Annotated in this window: 21 protein-coding genes and 1 tRNA gene; 11 read left to right on the top strand and 11 right to left on the bottom strand. The window is 60.8% G+C overall.

Annotated elements, in window-relative coordinates:
- The first annotated feature begins 128 nt into the window (after positions 1 to 128).
- Positions 129 to 635: a disulfide bond formation protein B gene (locus tag ACK59H_RS16330; protein ID WP_186478349.1), complete on the top strand. Its 507-nt coding sequence runs from the start codon at positions 129 to 131 to the stop codon at positions 633 to 635.
- Between the two features lie 239 nt (positions 636 to 874).
- A complete protein-coding gene (locus ACK59H_RS16325; protein ID WP_060478671.1) occupies positions 875 to 1,345 on the top strand; it encodes an Rsd/AlgQ family anti-sigma factor in 471 nt (156 codons plus the stop codon).
- A 9-nt stretch (positions 1,346 to 1,354) separates the two neighbouring features.
- Here the strand turns inward: ACK59H_RS16325 and ACK59H_RS16320 are convergent, their stop codons facing one another.
- Positions 1,355 to 2,020, bottom strand: coding sequence for an FKBP-type peptidyl-prolyl cis-trans isomerase (locus ACK59H_RS16320; protein ID WP_060478672.1), 666 nt, complete (start codon positions 2,018 to 2,020; stop codon positions 1,355 to 1,357).
- A gap of 224 nt (positions 2,021 to 2,244) precedes the next feature.
- On the opposite strand from ACK59H_RS16320, the gene ACK59H_RS16315 reads away from it, so the two are divergent.
- On the top strand, positions 2,245 to 3,210 hold the full coding sequence (locus ACK59H_RS16315) for an AlgP family protein (RefSeq protein ID WP_060478673.1): 966 nt from the start codon (positions 2,245 to 2,247) through the stop codon (positions 3,208 to 3,210).
- Here the strand turns inward: ACK59H_RS16315 and ACK59H_RS16310 are convergent.
- Positions 3,186 to 3,668: a TIGR02444 family protein gene (locus ACK59H_RS16310; protein WP_060478674.1), complete on the bottom strand. Its 483-nt coding sequence runs from the start codon at positions 3,666 to 3,668 to the stop codon at positions 3,186 to 3,188. The genes ACK59H_RS16315 and ACK59H_RS16310 overlap by 25 nt on opposite strands.
- A 50-nt stretch (positions 3,669 to 3,718) precedes the next feature.
- On the opposite strand from ACK59H_RS16310, the gene abc-f reads away from it, so the two are divergent.
- The 4 genes from abc-f (at position 3,719) to ACK59H_RS16290 (ending at position 7,574) form a co-directional block, all read left to right on the top strand.
- Positions 3,719 to 5,629 carry a ribosomal protection-like ABC-F family protein gene (gene abc-f, locus ACK59H_RS16305; RefSeq protein ID WP_409264633.1) on the top strand — a complete coding sequence of 637 codons (1,911 nt, stop codon included), beginning with the start codon at positions 3,719 to 3,721 and terminating at the stop codon, positions 5,627 to 5,629.
- A 150-nt stretch (positions 5,630 to 5,779) separates the two neighbouring features.
- Positions 5,780 to 6,412, top strand: coding sequence for a LysE family transporter (locus ACK59H_RS16300; RefSeq protein WP_060478676.1), 633 nt, complete (start codon positions 5,780 to 5,782; stop codon positions 6,410 to 6,412).
- Between the two features lie 211 nt (positions 6,413 to 6,623).
- Entirely contained in the window at positions 6,624 to 6,866 is a 243-nt protein-coding gene (locus ACK59H_RS16295; protein ID WP_060478677.1) for a DUF2789 domain-containing protein, read from the top strand.
- A 69-nt stretch (positions 6,867 to 6,935) separates the two neighbouring features.
- The gene (locus ACK59H_RS16290) at positions 6,936 to 7,574 is read left to right on the top strand and encodes a hypothetical protein (protein WP_060478678.1); all 639 of its coding nucleotides are present in this window, start codon (positions 6,936 to 6,938) and stop codon (positions 7,572 to 7,574) included.
- Positions 7,575 to 7,581: 7 nt separating this feature from the next.
- Here ACK59H_RS16290 and ACK59H_RS16285 read toward each other — a convergent pair whose 3' ends face one another.
- The 5 genes from ACK59H_RS16285 to ACK59H_RS16265 form a co-directional block, all read right to left on the bottom strand.
- Complete coding sequence (locus ACK59H_RS16285) at positions 7,582 to 8,019, bottom strand: CBS domain-containing protein (RefSeq protein WP_060478679.1); 438 nt, start codon at positions 8,017 to 8,019, stop codon at positions 7,582 to 7,584.
- Between the two features lie 204 nt (positions 8,020 to 8,223).
- On the bottom strand, positions 8,224 to 8,547 hold the full coding sequence (locus ACK59H_RS16280) for a hypothetical protein (protein WP_060478680.1): 324 nt from the start codon (positions 8,545 to 8,547) through the stop codon (positions 8,224 to 8,226).
- Positions 8,548 to 8,604: 57 nt separating this feature from the next.
- Positions 8,605 to 9,135, bottom strand: coding sequence for a DUF5384 family protein (locus ACK59H_RS16275; protein ID WP_060478681.1), 531 nt, complete (start codon positions 9,133 to 9,135; stop codon positions 8,605 to 8,607).
- A gap of 11 nt (positions 9,136 to 9,146) precedes the next feature.
- Positions 9,147 to 9,650 (bottom strand): hypothetical protein, encoded by a 504-nt coding sequence (locus tag ACK59H_RS16270; RefSeq protein WP_060478682.1) that lies wholly within the window; start codon positions 9,648 to 9,650, stop codon positions 9,147 to 9,149.
- 212 nt (positions 9,651 to 9,862) lie between these two features.
- Positions 9,863 to 9,939, bottom strand: a tRNA-Arg gene (locus tag ACK59H_RS16265).
- A gap of 631 nt (positions 9,940 to 10,570) precedes the next feature.
- Here ACK59H_RS16265 and gabD point away from each other — a divergent pair.
- The 3 genes from gabD (at position 10,571) to ACK59H_RS16250 (ending at position 14,872) form a co-directional block, all read left to right on the top strand.
- Positions 10,571 to 12,013, top strand: coding sequence for an NADP-dependent succinate-semialdehyde dehydrogenase (gabD, locus tag ACK59H_RS16260; RefSeq protein ID WP_060478683.1), 1,443 nt, complete (start codon positions 10,571 to 10,573; stop codon positions 12,011 to 12,013).
- 181 nt (positions 12,014 to 12,194) lie between these two features.
- Positions 12,195 to 13,472, top strand: coding sequence for a 4-aminobutyrate--2-oxoglutarate transaminase (gabT, locus tag ACK59H_RS16255; protein WP_060478684.1), 1,278 nt, complete (start codon positions 12,195 to 12,197; stop codon positions 13,470 to 13,472).
- Between the two features lie 137 nt (positions 13,473 to 13,609).
- The gene (locus ACK59H_RS16250) at positions 13,610 to 14,872 is read left to right on the top strand and encodes a response regulator (RefSeq protein ID WP_060478685.1); all 1,263 of its coding nucleotides are present in this window, start codon (positions 13,610 to 13,612) and stop codon (positions 14,870 to 14,872) included.
- Positions 14,873 to 14,896: 24 nt separating this feature from the next.
- Here ACK59H_RS16250 and ACK59H_RS16245 read toward each other — a convergent pair whose 3' ends face one another.
- The gene (locus ACK59H_RS16245; protein ID WP_060478686.1) at positions 14,897 to 15,883 is read right to left on the bottom strand and encodes a sensor domain-containing diguanylate cyclase; all 987 of its coding nucleotides are present in this window, start codon (positions 15,881 to 15,883) and stop codon (positions 14,897 to 14,899) included.
- Positions 15,884 to 16,025: 142 nt separating this feature from the next.
- Positions 16,026 to 17,210 carry a delta-9 fatty acid desaturase DesA gene (gene desA / locus ACK59H_RS16240; RefSeq protein ID WP_060478687.1) on the bottom strand — a complete coding sequence of 395 codons (1,185 nt, stop codon included), beginning with the start codon at positions 17,208 to 17,210 and terminating at the stop codon, positions 16,026 to 16,028.
- A 148-nt stretch (positions 17,211 to 17,358) separates the two neighbouring features.
- On the opposite strand from desA, the gene dibA reads away from it, so the two are divergent.
- Positions 17,359 to 19,254: a phosphodiesterase DibA gene (gene dibA / locus ACK59H_RS16235; protein WP_409264632.1), complete on the top strand. Its 1,896-nt coding sequence runs from the start codon at positions 17,359 to 17,361 to the stop codon at positions 19,252 to 19,254.
- Positions 19,255 to 19,322: 68 nt separating this feature from the next.
- Here the strand turns inward: dibA and ACK59H_RS16230 are convergent, their stop codons facing one another.
- Both ACK59H_RS16230 and ACK59H_RS16225 read right to left on the bottom strand, forming a co-directional pair.
- Positions 19,323 to 19,967 carry a methionine ABC transporter permease gene (locus ACK59H_RS16230; RefSeq protein ID WP_060478689.1) on the bottom strand — a complete coding sequence of 215 codons (645 nt, stop codon included), beginning with the start codon at positions 19,965 to 19,967 and terminating at the stop codon, positions 19,323 to 19,325.
- Positions 19,957 to 21,066, bottom strand: coding sequence for a methionine ABC transporter ATP-binding protein (locus ACK59H_RS16225; RefSeq protein WP_060478690.1), 1,110 nt, complete (start codon positions 21,064 to 21,066; stop codon positions 19,957 to 19,959). The genes ACK59H_RS16230 and ACK59H_RS16225 overlap by 11 nt, the downstream gene beginning before the upstream one ends.
- Position 21,067: the final 1 nt, after the last annotated feature.

Here is a 21,067-nt window from a genome sequence, read left to right as displayed (position 1 = left end):
TCCTACAAGCCAAGTGGAAACTTCCCCGCTCATATAGGGACTTCTCATTCCAGTAGCGCCTTGAAACAACCCCGGATTTTCCTCTACCGTTCCAAGCCACTACAACTTTTCCGGGATTTCTACTGCCCATGTCGTTGGCCAGTCTGCGCGCACTGTTCATTCCGGTATGCCTTGCCTCGTTGGCAGTGTTGGGCGCTTCTTTCTATCTCGAAAGTGTGCTTGGGCTCGTACCTTGCGCTTTATGTTTCAGCCAGCGTGTATTGCTGGGCATGTACGCATTGGTGTGCCTCTGTGCGGCAGTGCACGCGCCTGGTACTACCGGGGTCAGGCGCTACGCTCAAACCGCGCTGTTGTGCGCATTCGGCGGTGCCGCACTTGCAGCGCGGCATGTGTGGGTGCAGGGCTCGGTCGATGCGAGCCCGATGTGCTGGCTGCCAATAGGGCGCATGTTCGAACTGTCCTGGCGTGAGGCTGCCCGCCAGCTCCTGCTCGGCGGCCCCGATTGCAGCTCGTTGGCCTGGAGCTTTCTCGACCTGACCTTGCCAGAGTGGAGTTTGCTCGCCTTTCTCCTGCTGGCGGCGGTCCCCTTGAGCTGCCTGCTCGCCTTTCGCTTTCGCTCGCTCGGTCATCCCTGACCTGCCGCGCGCCGATCAGCCTTCGCACGACCAATGGTGGTGAAGCCGGCCATTAAACACTTGTATGAACTTAGTCTGCTGCGTACCTTGATGCCAAGCACGCGCGGGAATAATCTCCCAGCACGCATACCGAGAATACAACTGCCCGATGTCGTCCTGCTGATGTCACTTTGTGCTGCATGGTCGTGGTGCGAGGCGCAGGGGCATCTACCCAGAAGGCCAGAAGGGAAGAGATCGCCATGCTCGATAGTTGTCAGAACGCCCAGGAACGCTGGGGTGGGGTTCACAAGCTGATCGACCGTTGGCTCGAGGAGCGAAAGGAACTGATCCAGGCTTTCCGCACCTTGCGCGACGCCAAGCCGGCGTTTGCCGACAAAGACAAGAACCGCGATTTCTGTGCGGTGCTGGTCGACTATGTGTCCGCCTGGCACTTTGAAGTCAGTGAGCAGCTAGTCACCGAGGCCAAGGCGTTCGGCGATGAGAAAGCGCTGAAACTGGCCGACGAGATCAGCCCGCGGATCAGCGACATTACCCAGATCGCCCTGGCCTTCAATGACCATTGCGAGAAGGGCGAGTGCAAGGACACCGAACGCTTCGCCGAGAAACTCGGCAAGTTGGGCAGCCTGTTGCACGAGCGTTTCGAACTCGAAGATTGCCTCATCGAAGTGCTGCATAACGCGCACAAGGAAGAGGGCGCGGTCGAGGCCTGACGGCGGGCCTCAGCCGCCGACGGCCAGCAAGTCGATTTCGAACACCAGCGGCGTGTAGGGCGCGATCAAGTCGCCGGCCCCCTCGGCACCGTAGGCTTGGGCCGAGGGTATGACCACACGCCAGCTCGAACCCGCTTTCATGTGTGGCAGTGCCACCTGCCACCCTTCAATTACCGAGTCCAGGCTGAACCACTGCGGTTGCTGGTTCTGATCGAATACCGTGCCGTCGGGCAACCTACCCACGTAACGTACCTGGACCTTGCCATGGGGTTGCGGTTGCGCGCCGGTACCCGCCTTCAACTCGGTGTACAGCACTCCCTCAGGCAACTCGTGCACGCCCGCTCGGGCGCGCTCGTTGGCCATGAAACGGGTCTCAACGGCTTGCAGTTTTGCTGCATTGGCTTGCTCAGCAGCTGTGTAGGCCTGCTCCTCATGCTGTTGGAGGATGGTCTGCATCGTAGCTTGGTCAAGCTTTAGTGGTTGGCCCTGGTACGCGTCACGCAGCCCTTCGACCAGTGCATCCAGTTGCAGGCCAGGCACCTCCTGGCGCAGGCGCTCACCCAAGCTGGCGCCGAGACTGTAGGCCAGATCTCGATCATTGGCAGGCGCAGTATTGGTGGTCGCCAAGGCTAAAGGCGCCATCAGGCAAAGGCTGAATACAAGGTAGCGCGACATGGGCAACTCCAGCTCGACAAGCCGTGGAGTATGCCAGTCTTATTCAGCCGATATGCGTGAATATCAGCAACCTTTTGTTAAGCAACTACACTTGCACGCAGCTGCAAAATGACAACTTTGCCCAGGCATGCAACGCGGCACACACAATACTGTCAACATGCCCTAGCGGCGGTAGCAGCACAAGCATAGTATGAGCCGCAATCTCGTCAGCCAGGAGGTAAACCATGTCGGCTAAAAAGAAGCCAGTAAGCACGCCGTTACACCTGCTCCAGCAACTTTCGGGCAGCTTGCTCGAACATTTGGAAGAGGCCTGCTCGCAAGCGCTGGCTGATGCAGAGAAACTGCTGGCCAAGTTGGAAAAGCAACGTGGCAAAGCCCAGGAAAAACTGCACAACGGGCGCTTGAAGTTGCAGGATTCAGCCAAGGCAGGTAAAGCCAAGGCACAAAGCAAGGCGCAAAAGGCTATTACTGAGCTTGAAACCTTGCTCGACTCGCTCAAGGATCGTCAGACCCAGACCCGAGCTTATATCCAACAGCTAAAACGCGATGCCCAGGAAAGCCTGAAACTGGCCCAAGGTGTCGGTAAGGTGCGCGAAGCGGCTGGCAAGGCGCTGGACAAGCGTGCAGTGGCTGACAAGGCCGCGAAACCAGCGGCTGGCAAACCTGCGAGCCGGGTCGCTGCAAAGGCTCCTGCCAAGCCAGCTGCAGCCAAAACACCGACCCGCGCCGCTGCATCCAAAACGGCTGCCAAGACCACTACTTCCCAGTCTGCAGCAGCCAAGCCAGCCGCCGCCAAACCGGCTGCGAAAACCGCCGCCGCCAAGCCAGTAGCTAAACCCGCAGCAACCAAGGCACCTGCCAAAACAGCAGCCAAGCCAGCAGCGGCCAAGTCAGCAGCGGCCAAGCCAGCCGCCGCCAAACCGGCTGCGAAAACTGCCGCCGCCAAGCCAACAGCTAAACCCGCAGCAACCAAGGCGCCTGCCAAAACAGCGGCCAAGCCAGCAGCGGCTAAGCGAGCCGCCGCCAAGCCAGCAGCAAAACCTGCCGCGAAAGCGCCAGCAAGATCCACTTCGGCAAAACCTGCCGACGCCAAGCCGGCTGCGCCCGCCAACAATGAGCCATCGACTCCGTCGGCCAGCTCATCGGCGCCAAGCAGCACCCCAGTTCAGCCGTCTTCTTCAGCGTCCTGAAGCCCCGCGGCCGCGACGCGCAACGTGTTGAGCGCGTCATGGCCGCGAGCCTGCTCCGGCGCTAGCCGGTGCAGCCAATCACTCGCCGTTTCACTGGCGCCTGTAGGCCATTGCTTTGCGCAGTTCTGCAGCCGTTCAAGCAGCGTTTGTTCTGCTTGTAACTCCAGGCCCTTCACCTGTGCACGCAATGTCGCCAGCAATGGGTCGTGCTGAGCGGGCGTGCGCCATTGCTGGCGCAAATGGCGTAACGGTTCTACCACGGCTGTTTGCCAGGGCTCGGCAATTGCCCGCAGCGCCTGAGCGCGCTGTTCACTGAAAGCCACTTCACGCGCCTGTAGCCAGGTGGCGCAGAGTAGCAGGCAAACATCGCCCCCCATTGCCTGCACATCAAGGCAGGCCGTTTCGACACCCGGGCGTTCGTACAGCGCCAGGGCGTGTTTCCACAGGTCGGTGTGCATCATTCCACTCACGCTGTGGGCCGAGGAAGCTGGTAGACTCCGCGACCACTATGATCAGACTATCCAACCTCACTTTACAGCGTGGTCCGCAGCGCTTGCTAGAAGGCGCCGAGATGACCCTGCACGCCGGTCACAAGGCCGGCCTGATCGGTGCCAACGGCGCCGGAAAATCCAGCCTGTTCGCGCTGCTGCGCGGTGAGCTTTCGCCCGATGCCGGCGATTGCCAGTTGCCCGCTGACTGGCGCATTGCTCACATGCGTCAGGAGGTCGATACCCTCGAGCGCCTGGCCGTGGACTATGTGCTCGACGGCGATGCCCGCCTGCGCAAGGTGCAAGCGGAACTTGCCGTGGCTGAACACGCCCACGATGGCACTGCCCTGGCACGCCTGCACAGTGAGCTGGAGGTCGCCGACGGCTACACCGCCGATGCCCGCGCGCGTAAGTTGCTCGCTGGGCTGGGCTTCACCAACGAGCAGATGGACCGCCGCGTCGGCGATTTCTCCGGTGGCTGGCGGATGCGCCTGAACCTGGCCCAGGCGCTGATGTGCCCGTCTGACTTGCTGCTGCTCGACGAGCCCACCAACCACCTGGACCTCGATGCGATTCTGTGGCTGGAAGACTGGCTCAAGGGCTACCCAGGGACCCTGCTGCTGATTTCTCACGATCGCGATTTCCTGGATGCCGTGGTCGACCATGTGCTGCATGTCGAGCAACGTAAGCTCAACCTGTACAAGGGCGGCTACACCGCCTTCGAGCGTACCCGCGCCGAGCGTCTGGCGCAGCAGCAGCAAGCCTACGAGAAGCAGCAGGCGCAGCGCGCGCACATGGAAAAGTACATCGCCCGCTTCAAGGCCCAGGCCACCAAAGCACGCCAGGCGCAAAGCCGCATCAAGGCCCTGGAGCGCATGGAAGAGCTGTCGGCGGCGCATGTCGATTCACCGTTCGACTTCGTCTTCCGCGAGTCGCAGAAAATCTCCAGCCCGTTGCTGAGCCTGTCCGAGGGCCGCCTGGGCTATGGTGACAAGGCGATTCTCGACAAGGTCAAGCTGCAGCTGGTACCGGGTGCCCGAATCGGCCTGCTCGGCCCCAATGGCGCCGGCAAGTCGACCCTGATCAAAAACCTGGCTGGCGAGCTTGAGCCGCTGTCGGGCCGCCTGGTACGTGGCGAGAACCTGGCCGTTGGCTACTTCGCTCAGCACCAGCTCGATTCTCTGGACGACAAAGCCAGCCCGCTGTTGCACCTGCAGCGCATCGCGCCGACCGAGCGCGAACAGACATTGCGCGACTTCCTCGGCGGTTTCGACTTCCATGGCGACCGTGTCGACGAGCCGGTGGTCAATTTCTCCGGTGGCGAAAAAGCCAGGTTGGCCCTGGCGCTGATCGCCTGGGAGCGGCCTAACCTGCTGCTGCTCGACGAGCCGACCAACCACCTGGACCTGGAAATGCGCATGGCGCTGACCATGGCTCTGCAAGAATTTGCCGGTGCCGTGGTGGTGGTTTCCCACGACCGTCACCTGCTCAAAAGCACCACCGACGACTTCCTGCTCGTGGCTGATGGCAAGGTCGAGCCCTTCGATGGCGACCTGGACGACTATAGCCGCTGGCTGGTCGAGTACCGTCAGCGCAGCGCGCCAACCAGCAGTGCCCCGCCCAACCCGGACAAGACCGACAAGAAAGCCCAGCGTCAGGCTGCAGCAGCTTTGCGCCAGCAGTTGGCGCCGCACAAGAAGGCGGCCGACAAACTGGAGGCCGAGCTTAACCAAGTGCATGGCCAATTGGCCGAGGTGGAGGCTGCGCTGGGTGACGGGGGCGTTTACGAAGCGGCGCGCAAGGATGAATTGCGTGAGCTGCTGGCTCGTCAGACCAAGCTCAAACAGCGCGAGGGCGAGCTGGAGGAGGCTTGGATGGAGGCTTTGGAAACGCTGGAAAGCATGCAGGCTGAGCTCGAAGCGTTGTCCTGATGCATGGGTGGCACCGTCCTGGCCATTTCGTGGGTGACCCGCTCCCACGAGGGTCAGTGCCGGTGCCATCACTCAAGCAGAATTCGCTGGTTATTTTTTCGCCAACCCCTTAGCTTACTGTTTTGCAACAAATGTTGAGCGAGGTGTGTGATGTCGATGGAAGTGTGGCTGGGGTTCTTTGCCGCGTGTTGGGTGATCAGCCTTTCGCCGGGTGCCGGAGCGATTGCTTCGATGTCCAGTGGGTTGCAATACGGGTTCTGGCGCGGTTACTGGAATGCCCTGGGCTTGCAGCTAGGCCTGGTCGTGCAGATCGCTGTGATTGCCGCCGGCGTGGGTGCGATCCTTGCCGCTTCTGCCACCGCTTTCCATGTCATCAAGTGGTTCGGTGTCGCCTATCTGGTCTACCTGGCCTACAAGCAATGGCGCGCGCTACCCATGGACATGACTGACGAATCAGCGGTACGGCCGATCGGCAAGCCGTTGAGCCTGATGTTCCGCGGTTTTCTGGTCAACGTCAGCAATCCCAAGGCGCTGGTATTCATGCTGGCTGTTTTGCCGCAGTTCATCAATCCACACGCAGCGCTGTTGCCGCAGTACATTGCCATTACCGTAACCATGGTCAGCGTAGACATGCTGGTCATGGCCGGCTATACCGGCCTGGCAGCGCGGGTGTTGCGCCTGCTGCGTACCCCCAGGCAGCAAAAGCGTCTGAACCGTACCTTCGCCGGTTTGTTCATCGGCGCGGCGACCTTCCTCGCCACTTTGCGTCGCGCGCCCATCTGATCGAATGCCGGGGCTGGTTTACAGCCCTGGCTACTTTTGCTTGCCCATCCTCCTTTTGTTGCGAGTCTTATCCGCCAGGGCGATGTCTATCTGGAGTCGGGTGACTGTGATCACCCAATCCATTTGAGCATGAAGCAGTGCCACTCAGGGGTACCGCAAGCCATTGCCGGGTCTGCGTCATCGACGGCCAGCCCGGCTCACAGGAGGAACCATGGACGCACCGATTCATTCATTCGCCGAACTGTTCCAGCAACTGGGCCTGCCTGATGATCCGCAGAGCATCGATCAGTTCATCACCAGCCATTCACCTTTGAAGAATGAAACCAAACTTGTGGATGCCCCGTTCTGGAGTGAATCCCAGCGCGCCTTCCTGAAAGAAAGCATCCTCGAAGATGGTGATTGGGCAGTGCCTTTCGATCAACTCAACGAGGCGTTGCGCCGCCCCAAAAAATAAAGTGCCGAGCGGCACCTGACGAGTGATTGGCCGTTGCTATGCTCAGGAAAAACAATAGGGGATAGCGTGATGAAAGATCCCTATGCACCAGCCTTCTGGTGCTCCGTGACCATCCTGGGCACCCTGACGGCCGGTTACTTCTTTGGCATTCGCCATGCCCAGCATATGTATCAGGCGACGCAGTTTCTCTATGCGGCAGGGGCGGTGACGGCCGCTGCCGCGCTGGTAGCGCTGGCCTGGATTGCCTGGCAGCAATTGCACTTGAACAAGCGTGAAGTGATCCAGGGCCGAACGCTGCTTACCATTTGGAACACCAAGGTTGCATTGCGCCGCGTCGAGACGGTGTTCGATCGTTATTTCTGGGGCAGCTACTGGCACTCCGGGCGCACCTTCGAGGAGGTCATGGGCGAGCTCAAGGGCACGCCTCTGGAGCAGAGCCTGGATGCCCTCAAGCGTCAGTGCCGGACCCTGGACCGCGAAATCCATGACCATCACCACCACTGGCTGGCCAACGCCCGTGACCTTTCCAGCGTAGCCACCGCCATGGCGCGCGAGCGTTATCAGCTGGATCTGTGCGAGCCTTCGAGCAATGGCTACGGCAATACTGCCGTGCTCAATCGTGACTTGGAGGTCTTGGTGTACACCTGGTCGGCGCGCCTGCGCAGCTTCGACCATCAGCTGGACGAGCTGGAGCGCGCCTACCACTGAGCCGAAATCATTCGCCGCGGATGTATTGCTCCAGTTGTTGGATGAGGTTGGCTTGCTCGGCGATGGTTTCTTTGACCAAGTCGCCGATGGACAGCAGGCCAAGGAGCTGGCCATTTTCAACCACCGGCAGGTGGCGCAGGTGACGGTCGGTCATTTGCTGCATGCAGTAATCCAGGCTTTTCTTCGGCTCGACGGTGATCACCGGCGCGCTCATGATCTCGCGTACGGGGGTGGCGGCTGAGGACCGGCCCTTGAGTACCAGCTTGCGCGCATAGTCCCGCTCGCTGACGATGCCCACGACCAGATTGTCTTCCACCACAGGCAGTGCACCGATATTTTTCTCCGCCAGCAGTTTCAACGCGTCGAGCACCGAGTCATCCGGGCCGATGGTGTACACGGTCTGGTGCTGGGACTTGGTCTTGAGGATTTGTTCGACGGTCTTCATACAGGCCTCTGCAGGTGGGAAAAATGAGCTCCTTGAGTAAATAAAGCATCCGGCACGCCGGCCTGCACGGCAATGCAGGAAACGGCATGGAGTCGATTGAAAAACGTCATCGGTAGTGCCAAGTGGCCCATGAGTACGATGTGGGCAGACCAATGAAAAGGCCCCGGCGGTTGCCGGGGCCTTTTAGCAGTCTGCGAGCGATCATCACAACCCGTTGGGAAGGAACCTGGTCGCACCGCTGACATCGTCGATCTTCTTGATCCGCAAGGCCTTGATGCAGGTTTCATTACGGGTATTGCTGTCGGGGCAGTATTGCTGGACGAAGTCATTGAACGCCATGTCCTGGCCGTTCACGCTTAGGACGCGTTTGAAGTATTCGCCCTGGATACCCTGCGCCTGGCGAGACGCGGTCATTTCTTGATCGACGACTAAGCGGCCGTGTAGGTCGACCGACGGGAACTTGGCTTCTTCCTGCAGGCAGCCGCCCAGCACCAGGCCAGCACTGGCCACTACTATCAGACGTAGCATGTTGGATTCTCTGCAACGAGCATCGCCAACCCGTGGGCTGGCGATGCCACGGGATGGTTACTCGCCGAACAGACCACCAGCGCGTTTGACTTGCGCCTTGCCGGTGTCTTCGAGAAAAGACTTGGCCCCTGAAGTAACGTTGCGGGCGGAGTCGGCATTGGACTGAATCACATCGGTGCGTGCGGCGCTGTCGCGAAGTTCGGCATCGATGTAGTCGTTGGCACGGGCGACCTTGGCTTTTTTGGCTTGCAAGGCCAGGCGGCGTTCTTCCAGCTCCAGTGCGCGCAGGTCATCCTCGTAGGCCTCTTCCCGTGTTAGCACGCGCTTGCGCTCGGCAGCCTGGGCCTGCTGTTGCTCGGCGGCACGTTGGGCCGCGGCACGCTGGGCAGCTGCACGCTGTTGACGGGCGGCAGCGTCGCGAGCCTCGGCGCGTTGCTGGGCAGCGGCGGCCTGGCGTAGGCGTTCTGCTTCCAGCGCGGCTTGGGATTGTTTGGTTTGTTGTTCGATCTGATAAAGCTGATCGAACTGGCCCGCCACCGCAGTGGCAGCAGAGAGTGCCAGGGCGGTGCCCAGAACAAATTGCTTCATGTGCTCAGGCCTCAGCTCTTTTTCGGATCTGGGCAGGTCGCATTCGGCTGGATGCGGGTCTCATTGGAGAGGGTCATCACCATCAGGGAAATACCACCCACTTCGTAATCGCACGGGCGGCCCACTTGAGCCGAGGTGTAGATCTTGCCGTTCTCCGAGTAACCGATCAGCACGCCCGGCACCAGCGAAGTGTCGCTGACCAGCGAGCCGGCCAGGGCACCCGCGCCACCGCCTGCCACGCCACCAATGATCGCGGTGTCCTTGTTGTGGCCCGCACCCAGCGCAGCGCCACCCAGCGCGCCCAGCACGCCGCCGACCATCATGGCGGCTTTCTGGTTCTTCTCGTTGCTGACTTTGATCTTGGTAGGCGAGACAGTGATGATTTTCACTGTCTTGGCTTCTTGCTGGGTGTTGACCTGGCTAGCATCGAAAACATCGGATTGGTATTGCTCACCCGTCGCCTGGCAGCCCACCAATGTGGCGGCGATGGTCAAGGCCAGACAATGTTTCAGCATCGTTTTCATTCCTAATTCCCTGGAGGGTATGGGTAACCGCGCGACTATCCGTGTACAGGATGAGGCATAATGCCACTATTGTAAGCAAAGGGTTTTGGCGAGGTAAAGCCGGCAGCATCCAAGGCACCGTTTTGCATCGCGAAATGGAATAACGAGAGTGGGGAAGGGCGTGAAACGACAAAGCCCACGCAAGGTGGGCTTTGAAAGGGATATGGCGCACTCGGCGGGATTCGAACCCACGACCCCTGCCTTCGGAGGGCAGTACTCTATCCAGCTGAGCTACGAGTGCAACGCGCACGCATGATACCCATCTGATTCGACGACGTCCATCGCCTTGATCTACGGCCGTTTTTCCGACGCAGCGGGTGTCTTGCAGAAACTGTCTGGCTCATATGCGATATCCGTATCTGTCGGGGCACTAAGTGTCGCTTACCCGCTGGCCACAACTGGGTATCACACGTCATCAATCATCAAACAGACCCATGCCCCCAATGCACATCTTCTGATTGATTCGCTACGAGAGGGCCGTCGGTCCTCCCGTCACCTCTACTTGAGCGGCATCGGCTAACCTCTATCGGCCCTTCGCGGGTAAACCTACGGGTCAGCACGGGGTTGAGATCGGCCCCAGCCTGTAACAGCTGCCTTAGCTCCCAATGGTCTGCACAGCGCAACAAGCCTTTTGCTCCATCGGCTATCACATGGCTATGCATGACCTGTGCAGGCCGGTTCACCCGCGAACAGGTCAGTTGCCGCTTTGCAAAGTGCTGCACTTTTAGCCAGGCTGTTCAACCATTCGTTCTTTTTTTTGAACAGCCTATTGTCCAACACCCCAGCACCCGCTTAGCATTCGTTTGAGATTTCAAACGCTCGATGCCCTGCGTTGGGCGCTTTTCATACAATCAACAATTCGGGAAGCCGACATGCAGCTCAAAGACGCTCAGTTGTTCCGCCAGCAAGCCTTCATCAACGGTGAGTGGCTGGATGCGGACAGCGGCCAGACCATCAATGTGACCAACCCGGCCACAGGTGAAGTCATCGGTACCGTGCCGAAGATGGGCACTGCGGAAACCCGCCGCGCCATCGAAGCCGCCGACAAGGCCCTGCCGGCCTGGCGTGCACTGACCGCCAAGGAGCGCTCGGCCAAGCTGCGTCGCTGGTTCGAACTGATGATCGAAAACCAGGACGACCTGGCTCGCCTGATGACCACCGAACAAGGCAAGCCGCTGGCCGAAGCCAAAGGCGAAATCGCCTACGCGGCCTCGTTCATCGAGTGGTTCGCCGAAGAAGCCAAGCGCGTTTATGGTGACACCATCCCAGGTCACCAGCCAGACAAGCGCCTGATCGTCATCAAGCAGCCCATCGGCGTTACGGCGGCCATCACCCCGTGGAACTTCCCGGCTGCCATGATCACCCGTAAAGCCGGCCCGGCCCTGGCTGCGGGTTGCACCATGGTGCTCAAGCCTGCTTCGCAGACCCCATACTCGGCCCTGGCGCTGGTCGAACTGGCAAACCGTGCCGGTATCCCGGCTGGCGTGCTGAGCGTGGTCACCGGCAGCGCTGGTGAAGTCGGCGGCGAACTGACCGGCAACTCCCTGGTACGTAAGCTGTCCTTCACCGGCTCGACCGAAATTGGTCGCCAGCTGATGCAAGAATGCGCCAAGGACATCAAGAAAGTTTCCCTGGAACTGGGTGGCAACGCTCCGTTCATCGTGTTCGACGACGCCGACCTGGACAAGGCGGTCGAGGGCGCGATCATCTCCAAGTACCGCAACAACGGCCAGACCTGCGTTTGCGCCAACCGTATCTATGTGCAGGACGGCGTCTACGACGCGTTCGCCCAGAAGCTGGCTGCCGCAGTGGCCAAACTGAAGATCGGTAACGGCCTGGAAGAGGGCACCACCACTGGCCCGCTGATCGACGGCAAGGCTGTAGCCAAGGTTCAGGAGCACATCGAAGACGCCGTTGGCAAAGGCGCCAAGGTGCTGTCCGGTGGCAAGCTGATCGAAGGCAACTTCTTCGAGCCGACCATCCTGGTCGACGTGCCGAAAACCGCAGCAGTGGCTAAAGAAGAGACCTTCGGCCCACTGGCGCCACTGTTCCGCTTCAAAGACGAAGCCGAAGTCATTGCCATGTCCAACGACACCGAGTTCGGCCTGGCCTCGTACTTCTATGCCCGTGACATGAGCCGTGTGTTCCGTGTTGCCGAGGCCCTGGAATACGGCATGGTGGGTATCAACACCGGCCTGATCTCCAACGAAGTCGCGCCATTCGGCGGCATCAAGGCTTCGGGCCTGGGCCGTGAAGGCTCCAAGTACGGTATCGAGGACTACCTCGAAATCAAGTACCTGTGCATCAGCGTTTGATCGCCGGGTAAAGCTTTTACCTCTGCCAGCGGGGCGCGAGAGCGACGTCTCGCTGGCTTTTTTGACATCGCAGCACCTGGTGGCCAGGGCGTTCACGGCAGTCGATCAACGAATACTGTTCGCGAGCACTCCCAGCCACCCCCGAATAAAAGCGCCGCTGATTGGCGCAAATGAGGGCATTATGAGCAAGACCAACGAATCCTTGATGCAACGTCGTGTAGCCGCCGTCCCACGTGGCGTTGGCCAGATTCACCCAATCTTCGTTGAATCCGCGAAGAACTCCACGGTGATCGACGTTGAAGGCCGCGAACTGATCGACTTCGCCGGCGGCATCGCAGTACTGAACACTGGCCACCTGCACCCGAAAGTGGTTGCAGCGGTGCAAGAGCAGCTGACCAAGGTCAGCCACACCTGCTTCCAGGTGCTGGCGTACGAGCCTTACGTAGAGCTGTGCGAAAAGATCAACAAGCTGGTTCCAGGTGACTTCGACAAGAAGACCCTGCTGGTTTCCACCGGCTCCGAAGCCGTTGAAAACGCCGTCAAGATCGCCCGTGCTGCCACTGGCCGTGCTGGCGTGATCGCCTTCACCGGCGGTTACCATGGCCGCACCATGATGACCCTGGGCCTGACCGGCAAAGTCGTACCGTACTCCGCAGGCATGGGCCTGATGCCAGGCGGCATCTTCCGCGCCCTGTTCCCGAGCGAACTGCACGGTATCAGCGTTGACGACGCCATCGCTTCGGTCGAGCGCATCTTCAAGAACGACGCCGAGCCACGCGACATCGCCGCGATCATCCTCGAGCCAGTACAAGGCGAAGGCGGCTTCCTGCCAGCGCCGAAAGAGCTGATGAAGCGCCTGCGCGAGCTGTGCGACAAACACGGCATTCTGCTGATCGCCGACGAAGTGCAGACTGGCGCTGGCCGTACCGGCACCTTCTTCGCCATGGAACAGATGGGTGTTGCCCCTGACCTGACCACCTTCGCCAAATCCATTGCTGGCGGCTTCCCGCTGGCCGGTGTGTGCGGCAAGGCCGAAATCATGGACGCTATCGCCCCGGGCGGCCTGGGCGGCACCTACGCCGGTTCGCCGATCGCCTGCGCCGCTGCCTTGGCCGTTATCCAGGTGTTCGAGGAAGAAAAACTGCTGGACCGCAGCAAGGCGGTCGGTGAGCACCTCACCACTGGCCTGCGCAAGATCCAGGAAAAGCATCCGATCATTGGTGACGTCCGTGGTCTGGGCTCGATGATCGCTGTGGAAGTGTTCGAGAAGGGCACCCACACCCCGAACGCTGCTGCCGTTGCCCAAGTTGTGGCCAAAGCGCGCGACAAGGGCCTGATCCTGCTGTCGTGCGGCACCTACGGCAACGTCCTGCGTATCCTGGTTCCGCTGACCGCCGAAGACGCGCTGCTGGACAAAGGCCTGGCCATCATCGAAGAGTGCTTCGCTGAACTCGCCTGATGTGACGCGCTTCATGAAAAAACCCGCTTCGGCGGGTTTTTTTTGTGCCAAGAAAAGCCCTGTAGCGCTATGGTGGTGTGAGGACTTGCCTTGGAAGCTGCAACGGATTGCGTGTCAGGGATATTCAGGAGTTGCTGATGAGTGCTGCAGACCCCACCCCACCTTGCGTATTGATTGCCGAAGGTGACCCTTGGGTAAGGGAAATGTTGAGCGAGATGCTGCTCAGCGTGCGCTGCGATGCCCGCTTGCAAGTCTGCGCCGACGGCACTCAGGCTCTTGCGGCACTGGCCAGCAAGCCTGACCTGATCATCGCCGCCCGCGAGCTGGCCGGCGTCGATGGCCTGGACCTGCTGCGCAAGGTGCGGGTCAAAGGCCCGGGGTTGCCGTTCATTCTCATGAGCAACCGCAGCGACAGCGCCAGCGTTCGCGAAGCCTTACCACTGCACCCCACGGCTTACCTGAGCAAGCCGCTGAATCTCGATAAATTGCGCAAAAGCCTCGAAGAGCTGTTGCTGGCAGTAGGTGAGCAGGTGGCCTGCCCTGTGCCACCGTTGCAGCCTGGCACCAGGCTGCCGGCTTACCTTGAGCAGCGCCGCGCCAGTGCCGATGGCGGTCCTTTGTTCGCGGATGTACAACTGGCTATCAAGCGTGCGCTCAACCCCCAAGGCCTCAACCTCAAAGTGCTCGAAGAAGAGGTGCGTGGCGATCCGCAGATCACTGCGGTGCTGATCGCCGCTGCCAACAGCGCCAGCCTGCACCGTGACGCGCCTGTGCAGACCCTGCTGCAGGCGCTGAACAAGCTGGGCAGCACTCAGAGCATGAACTTGATCCTGGGTCTTACTCTCAAGCGCAGCGCGCGCCTGAGCGACCCCTTGCTTACACAACACGCCACGCATTACTGGAACTTGTCACTGCATTGCGCGGAATACGCCCGCTCGCTGGCACGCATGCTCGAGCTGGAGCAAGAGCGCTGCTACTGCGCCGGCCTGCTGCATTGCCTGGGTGATCTGGCGGTGTTGCGCTGCCTGCAGGAGTGGCGCCTGGCCGGGGGCGAGTTGGACGAGGGGCGGGTGACACTATCACTGGAGGAGTTCGGTGCGGCATTCGGCTCGGCCTTGCGCACCCGCTGGCGCCTGCCGCTGAGCCTGCGGGAGCTGATTGCAGCGATCTACCAGTTAGGCGGTGGTGTGTATTCTCGGGAGATCCTGGCCATGAACCTGGCTGGGCAACTCGCCCGGCTGCCGGCAGAGCAAGGCCTGGAGAAGCTTGCCAGTAGCAAGACGGCACGCTTGCTCAAGGTTGGCCTGCCAGAGCTGCGCCGGTTACGCAAGGTGGCGAATCCTGAAGGGGAGCCCCATGCCGATGGGCCGCTCGACCCGGACGCCTCCAGCAACGTTTGAGCTACCGTGGCAGCCACGGGGCCGTTAGCCGTGAACGATCTGATTCTTGCCCTGCCGTTTGGCGCGGTACATAGCGGCATCGGCACGGGCGAACAGGTCGTCCAGCGAGGTGTCTTGATCGGTCAGGGCGGTCAATCCTTGGCTTACCGTGACGCTATAGGTCTGTTCGCCGTGGCTGAAACTCAGCCGTTGGACCTCTCGCTGCAGGCGCTCGGCAATCAGCTCGGCAGCTTGCGCATTGCAACCTGGGAAGATGGCGGCGAACTCCTCACCCCCGATACGCCCGAACTGGTCGCCCCGGCGTAGAACGGCTTTGCCGCTGTCGGCGATGCGCTGGAGCACCTGGTCGCCTTCTTGATGGCCGTAACTGTCGTTGATACGCTTGAAGTCGTCGATGTCCAACAGCAGAAAGGCCAAAGGTGTGCCGTCCTCTCGGGCGTGATCGAACGCTTGTCGGGCACACTCGAAGAAATGCCGGCGGTTGCTGCTCTGGGTCAGCACATCGGTGGTAGCCAGGCGCTGCAGTTCACCTTCCAATTGCTTCTTTTCGGTGATGTCTTCGGCAATACCAACGACGATGACCCGCTCACCTTCGCTCTGTTGATTGATGTAGCACTTATCGCTCAGCCAGCGGACCTGGCCGCTTGCGTTGAGAATACGGTACTCCCGGTCCTCCACGGCGCCTTTGAGCAGCACCTGGGCCAGGCTACGCTCGGCGAAGTCCAGATCATCGGGATAGATGCTGTCGCGCCACTCGTTGTAGTCGGCCAGTACCAGGCTGGCTGGGCGGCCGAAGATGCGCTCGTAGGCGGGGCTGACATAAAGCACTTGACGGGTTTCCCAGTCAAAAGCCCACAGCACGGCATTGACGCTGTCCAGTAGTGAGCTATAGAGCTGGTCGCGTTCACTCAAGCGGGCGACTTCGCCTTGGGCGTGGAGCAGGGCCAGCAAGGTTTGTGCAGTTTCGGGAGGTTGGCTACCCGATAGCAAAGGTGGAAGGTGTTTGGCCATGAGCACGGAGCGGATCTCAACAATGAGGCGTGCGGCCAAGAACCCGGCCCGCCACGCGGGCGATGTGCGGGTTTTGAGTCGGTTTTCACAAGGGAAGTTCCAGCAGGCGCGCCCTATTGCAGGGCGCGCCGATCAGCGGCCTTCAGGCGCCAGTGGGGCGCAGGGAGTAGGTTTTAAGCTGTGCTGCGAAGTCGCGCAGGGCATGAATACCACTGGCCTCGGCCTCGTGTACCCAATCTTTCATTGCAGCCAACATGTCGTGACCATTGGCGCTGGTGCGCGCCCAGATCTGTTGCAGGGCGAGCCGCTTCTCATAGATGGTCTTCAGCGCCTGACTATGGGCTAGCATGCCCTCGATACGCAGGTGGTGACGGTCTTCCAGCAGGCTGGTTTCACGGGACAGCAGGCGCTTGGCACGGCGAAAGCGATGACGGACAGACTCATCGACTTTTGCCAGCTCTTGCTTGACCAGCGGGGCGATAACCAGCTTGCGGTACTGGGCCATGATCTGGAACCGGTTATTGAGGATGGCCATGGCAGTGTCCATGTCCAGGCTGGCCTTGCCCTCGACCCTGTGGGCGATGGGCGCCACGCGCTGAACCTTGGCCAGGCGCAGCAGGCAGAACAGACGAATCCAGGCCCAGCCCATGTCGAACTCCCAGCGCTTGACTGAAAGCTTGGCCGAGTTGGGGTAGGTGTGATGGTTGTTGTGCAGCTCTTCGCCACCGATGACGATGCCCCACGGTACCAGGTTGGTGGCGGCGTCGCGGCATTCGAAATTGCGGTAGCCCACCGCGTGGCCCAAGCCATTGACCACGCCTGCGGCCCAGAACGGAATCCACATCATCTGCACCGCCCAGATGGTGATGCCAGCGGTGCCGAACAGCAGCAGGTCGATTATGGCCATCAGCACGATGCCGCCGAATTTGAAGCGTGAGTAAAGGTTGCGCTCGACCCAATCCTGCGGGCAATTTTTGCCATAGATGCGCAGCGTTTCAGGGTTGCGGGCCTCTTCGCGGTAGAGTTCGGCGCCTTTGCGCAGCACCGTACCAAGGCCCTTGTATACGGGGCTGTGTGGGTCGTCCGGGGTTTCGCACTTGGCGTGGTGCTTGCGGTGAACGGCGGTCCACTCACGGGTGTTCTGCGCTGTGGTCAGCCACAGCCAGAAACGGAAGAAGTGCTTGAGCGCGCCGTTAAGCTCCAGCGCACGGTGGGCGGAGTAGCGGTGCAGGTAGAGAGTGACGCTGATGATGGTCACGTGGGTCATCAGCAGGGTGACGCCAACCAGTTGCCAGGCCGACAAGTCGAGCAAACCGTTGTACCACATAGGTGTAGAAGCCCTCGTGAATGCAGGGAGAAGGGTGTGATTATCCCTTGGCAGGGAAATAAAACCAGTCACCGTTTCCGATAGGAAGTCACGGCATGTTTCAGCCTTTATAATGCCCCATCCTTTTTCATGGGCTTTCCCCCCCGACATGTCTGTTTCCGTTCGCGACGCCTTGCGCATGGCCGCGCTGTATGTGGTGCTCTCGTTCCTTTGGCTGGTGCTGGCCGAGGTGGTCCTGCGCAGTATGACTGACGACCCGCTTGCGTTGACCGTGGGCCGCCAGATCAATGTAGTGGTGTGGGTGCTGGTCAGCGCCCTGCTGATCTTCGTGACCCGCGCCCGTCTGCTTAACTTCATCGGCGTCGGCGCGCGCCTGCGCAGCGAGGACCGCGAGCGCCTGCGCATGGCTGCAGCTGTGTTCGACAGTACACTGGAAGGCGTACTGGTTACCGACCGTCACGGCCTGATCGTGCATGTCAATCGTGCCTTCATGCAGATCACTGGGTACCAGCAGGAGGAAGTGCTCGGCCAGCGCCCCAGCAAGTTCAAGTCTGGGCGCCATGACGCGGCGTTCTACCAACAAATCTACGGGGCGCTGGCAGAAAAGGGCGAGTGGAGCGGTGAGATCTGGAACCGCCGCAAAAGCGGCGAAATCTACCCGCAATGGCAGACCATCAGCGCCATTCGCGATGAGCGTGGTGAGCTGAGTCATTATGTGGCGGTGTTCAGCGACATCAGTGCCATCAAACATACCGAACAGGAACTCGCTTACCTGGCCCACCATGACCCGCTCACCGGGTTGCCCAATCGGTTGCTGTTCAACGACCGTGCCCGGCAGGCCCTGGCCGCGGCGCAGGCCAACAAGCGCGGCTGCGCGCTGCTGTTGCTCGATTTGGATCACTTTCAGAGCATCAACGATGGCCTTGGCCACACCATCGGCGACCAGTTGCTCAAGCTGGTTGGCGAGCGCCTGGGCCAGGCCGTGGGCAGCAGCGTTACCCTGGCGCGTCTGGGCGGCGACGAGTTCGGGGTGCTGGCCGAGAACTGCCAGCAGGTAGGGCAGGCTGGCAAGCTGGCCCAAGGCATCATCGAGCGCATGCGCGAACCTTTCGAGTTCGACGGCCACCGGCTGTTCATCAGTGCCAGCGTGGGGATCAGCCTGTTCCCCAGCGATGCGCTGAGCGCCGAGCAGCTGTTGCGCAATGCCGATTCGGCACTGTTCAAGGCCAAGAGCAGTGGCCGTGCCTGCTATGCGTTGTACACCGAGGAGCTGACCGCGCACGCACAGCACCGTGTCGAAACCGCCAGTGAACTGCGCCGGGCCTTGGCCAAGGATGAGCTGCGGGTGTTTTTCCAGCCGGTGCATGACCTGTTCACGGCAAGGATGGTCGGGGTCGAGGCGCTGGTTCGCTGGCAGCATCCGCAGCGCGGGTTGGTGCCGCCTGGGGAGTTCATTCCGATCGCCGAGCGCACTGGGCTGATTGCCGAGATCGATGCCTGGGTACTGCGTGAAGCATGCCTGCAGATGATGCAGTGGCAGGCCCAGGGGCGATCGCTGGAATTCGTTGCCGTAAATATCTCTAGCCGCTTGTTCGGCCAGCGTGAGTTGTACAGGCAGGTTGCCGATGTGCTCCACCAAACCGGCTTGGACCCGGCCTTGTTGGAACTGGAGGTGACCGAAAGTGCGGTCATGGAAGACCCGGAGGTGGCCCTTGAACAACTGCATCGCTTGCGTGAGCTGGGCTTGAACCTGGCCATCGATGACTTCGGTACAGGCTATTCGTCGCTGCTGCGGCTCAAGCGCATGCCCGTGCAAAAGCTCAAGATCGACCAAGGTTTCGTGGCTGGCCTGCCGTTGGACGATGATGACATTGCGATCGTGCGGGTGATCATCGCCCTTGCGCGGAGCATGGGCATGCAGGTGCATGCTGAAGGCATCGAAGAGGCCGAGCAGGCGCGGTTCCTGTTGGAGCAGCAGTGCCAACTGGGGCAGGGGTACTGGTTCGGCCGGCCGGTCCCGGCTGGCGATCTGCGCTGGGGTTGAAAGGTAGGGCGCCAGGTTCTCTGCGCCTGTGATATCTCACAGGCGCAGCAGAGGCAACGCCAAGTGCGTCAACGCTTGTTCAACCCTTTCGCCAGCCTGTCCCCACCCAGTTGTATCAGTGCCACCAAAGCCACCAGCATGGCGATCACGGTCAACATGATCTGGCTGTCGAAACGCTGATACCCGTAGCGATAGGCGATGTCCCCCAGCCCGCCTGCGCCAATCGCCCCGGCCATGGCCGAAGAGTTGATCAGCGTTACCAGCGTGACAGTGAACCCGCCGATGATCCCCGGCAGCGCCTCAGGCAGCAGCACATGCCAAACGATGTGCCAGCGCCGGCAACCCATGGCCTGGGCGGCTTCCACCAGACCATGATCGACCTCGCGCAGGCTTACCTCGGCAATCCGCGCGAAGAAAGGTGTGGCAGCGATGGTCAGCGGTACCACGGCTGCCCAGACGCCGTAGGTAGTGCCTACCACCAGCCGAGTGAAGGGGATCAGCGCGACCATCAAGATCAAGAATGGGATGGAGCGGAACAGGTTGACGAAGCCACCCAGCACGCGATTGAGCAACGGTGCCTGGTAGATACCGCCTTTATCGCTGGTGACCAGCAGTACTGCCAGCGGCACACCCAACAGCAGCGCGATCAATGAAGACACGCCCACCATCAATAGCGTGTCGAGCAGCCCTTGCAGCAAGCGATCAAACCACATGGCCCAGTACCTCCACGTTCTCGGCCCAGCACCGTGCACGGTCGAGCAATTGCTGGGTGTCATGCACCGAGCCCTGAACAGACAGGATCAGTTGGCCAAGCGCATGCGTGCCAATGGTTTGCACGCCACCTTGGAGCAGGCGCACACGCCCGCCCAGGTCGGCGAACAGCTCCGACAGGGCAGGTTCGCCAAGCAGGGTCAGTTTGAGCACCACGGCGCTGTCTTGACCCACTGGATTGGCCCGCAGGCTTGCCTGTAACGCAGCAGGCAGCTGGGTCTGCAACGGTTCAAGCAGGGTACGAGTGACCTCGTGGCGGGGGCTGCCGAACACCCGCCAGACTTCGCCCTGTTCCACCACAGCTCCCTGCTCCAGCACCACCACGCGATGGCAGATATCACGGATCACGGCCATTTCATGGGTGATCAGCACCACCGTCAGGCCCAGGCGCAGGTTGATGTCGCGCAGCAACTGGAGGATGGACGCCGTGGTTTCGGGGTCAAGCGCCGAGGTAGCCTCATCGCACAATAGAATATCGGGGTCATGCACCAGTGCCCTGGCGATGCCAACCCGCTGCTTCTGGCCTCCGGACAGCTGGGCCGGGTAAACCTGATGTTTGTCTTGCAGGCCAACCAGCGCAAGCAGCTCGCGGACCTTACGCTGACGCTCGGCCTTCGCCACGCCCGCGACTTTCAGCGGCAGCTCTACGTTCTGCCACACGGTCTTGGCCGACATCAGGTTGAAGTGTTGGAAAATCATGCCGATGCGCCGACGCAGCGCCACTAGGCGTTCTTCGTCGAAGGGTGCGATATCGATCTGGTCGATCAGCACGCGGCCCTGGCTTGGCTGTTCCAGGCGGTTGATGGTGCGCAGCAACGACGACTTGCCCGCGCCGCTGCGGCCGATGATGCCAAAGATCTCACCTCGGCGGATATTCAGGTCGATGCCCTGCAGGGCAGGTTGCTGCTGGCCGGGGTAGGTCTTACCCAGCCCGATGAAGCGCACGTGGGCCTGGTCGAGCTCAGGTCGCAGGGCGTGCTGGGTGGCCGGGGCTGGTGATGGTTGAGCAGTTGGCGCCCTGAGCGCATTGGCCTGTCTCATC

The sequence above is a fragment of the Pseudomonas sp. KCJK9000 genome (genome assembly GCF_046230725.1).
Taxonomy (GTDB): domain Bacteria; phylum Pseudomonadota; class Gammaproteobacteria; order Pseudomonadales; family Pseudomonadaceae; genus Aquipseudomonas; species Aquipseudomonas promysalinigenes.
The sequence above is the reverse complement of the archived record's forward strand: the minus strand, read 5'-3'. Positions and strand labels throughout refer to the sequence as shown.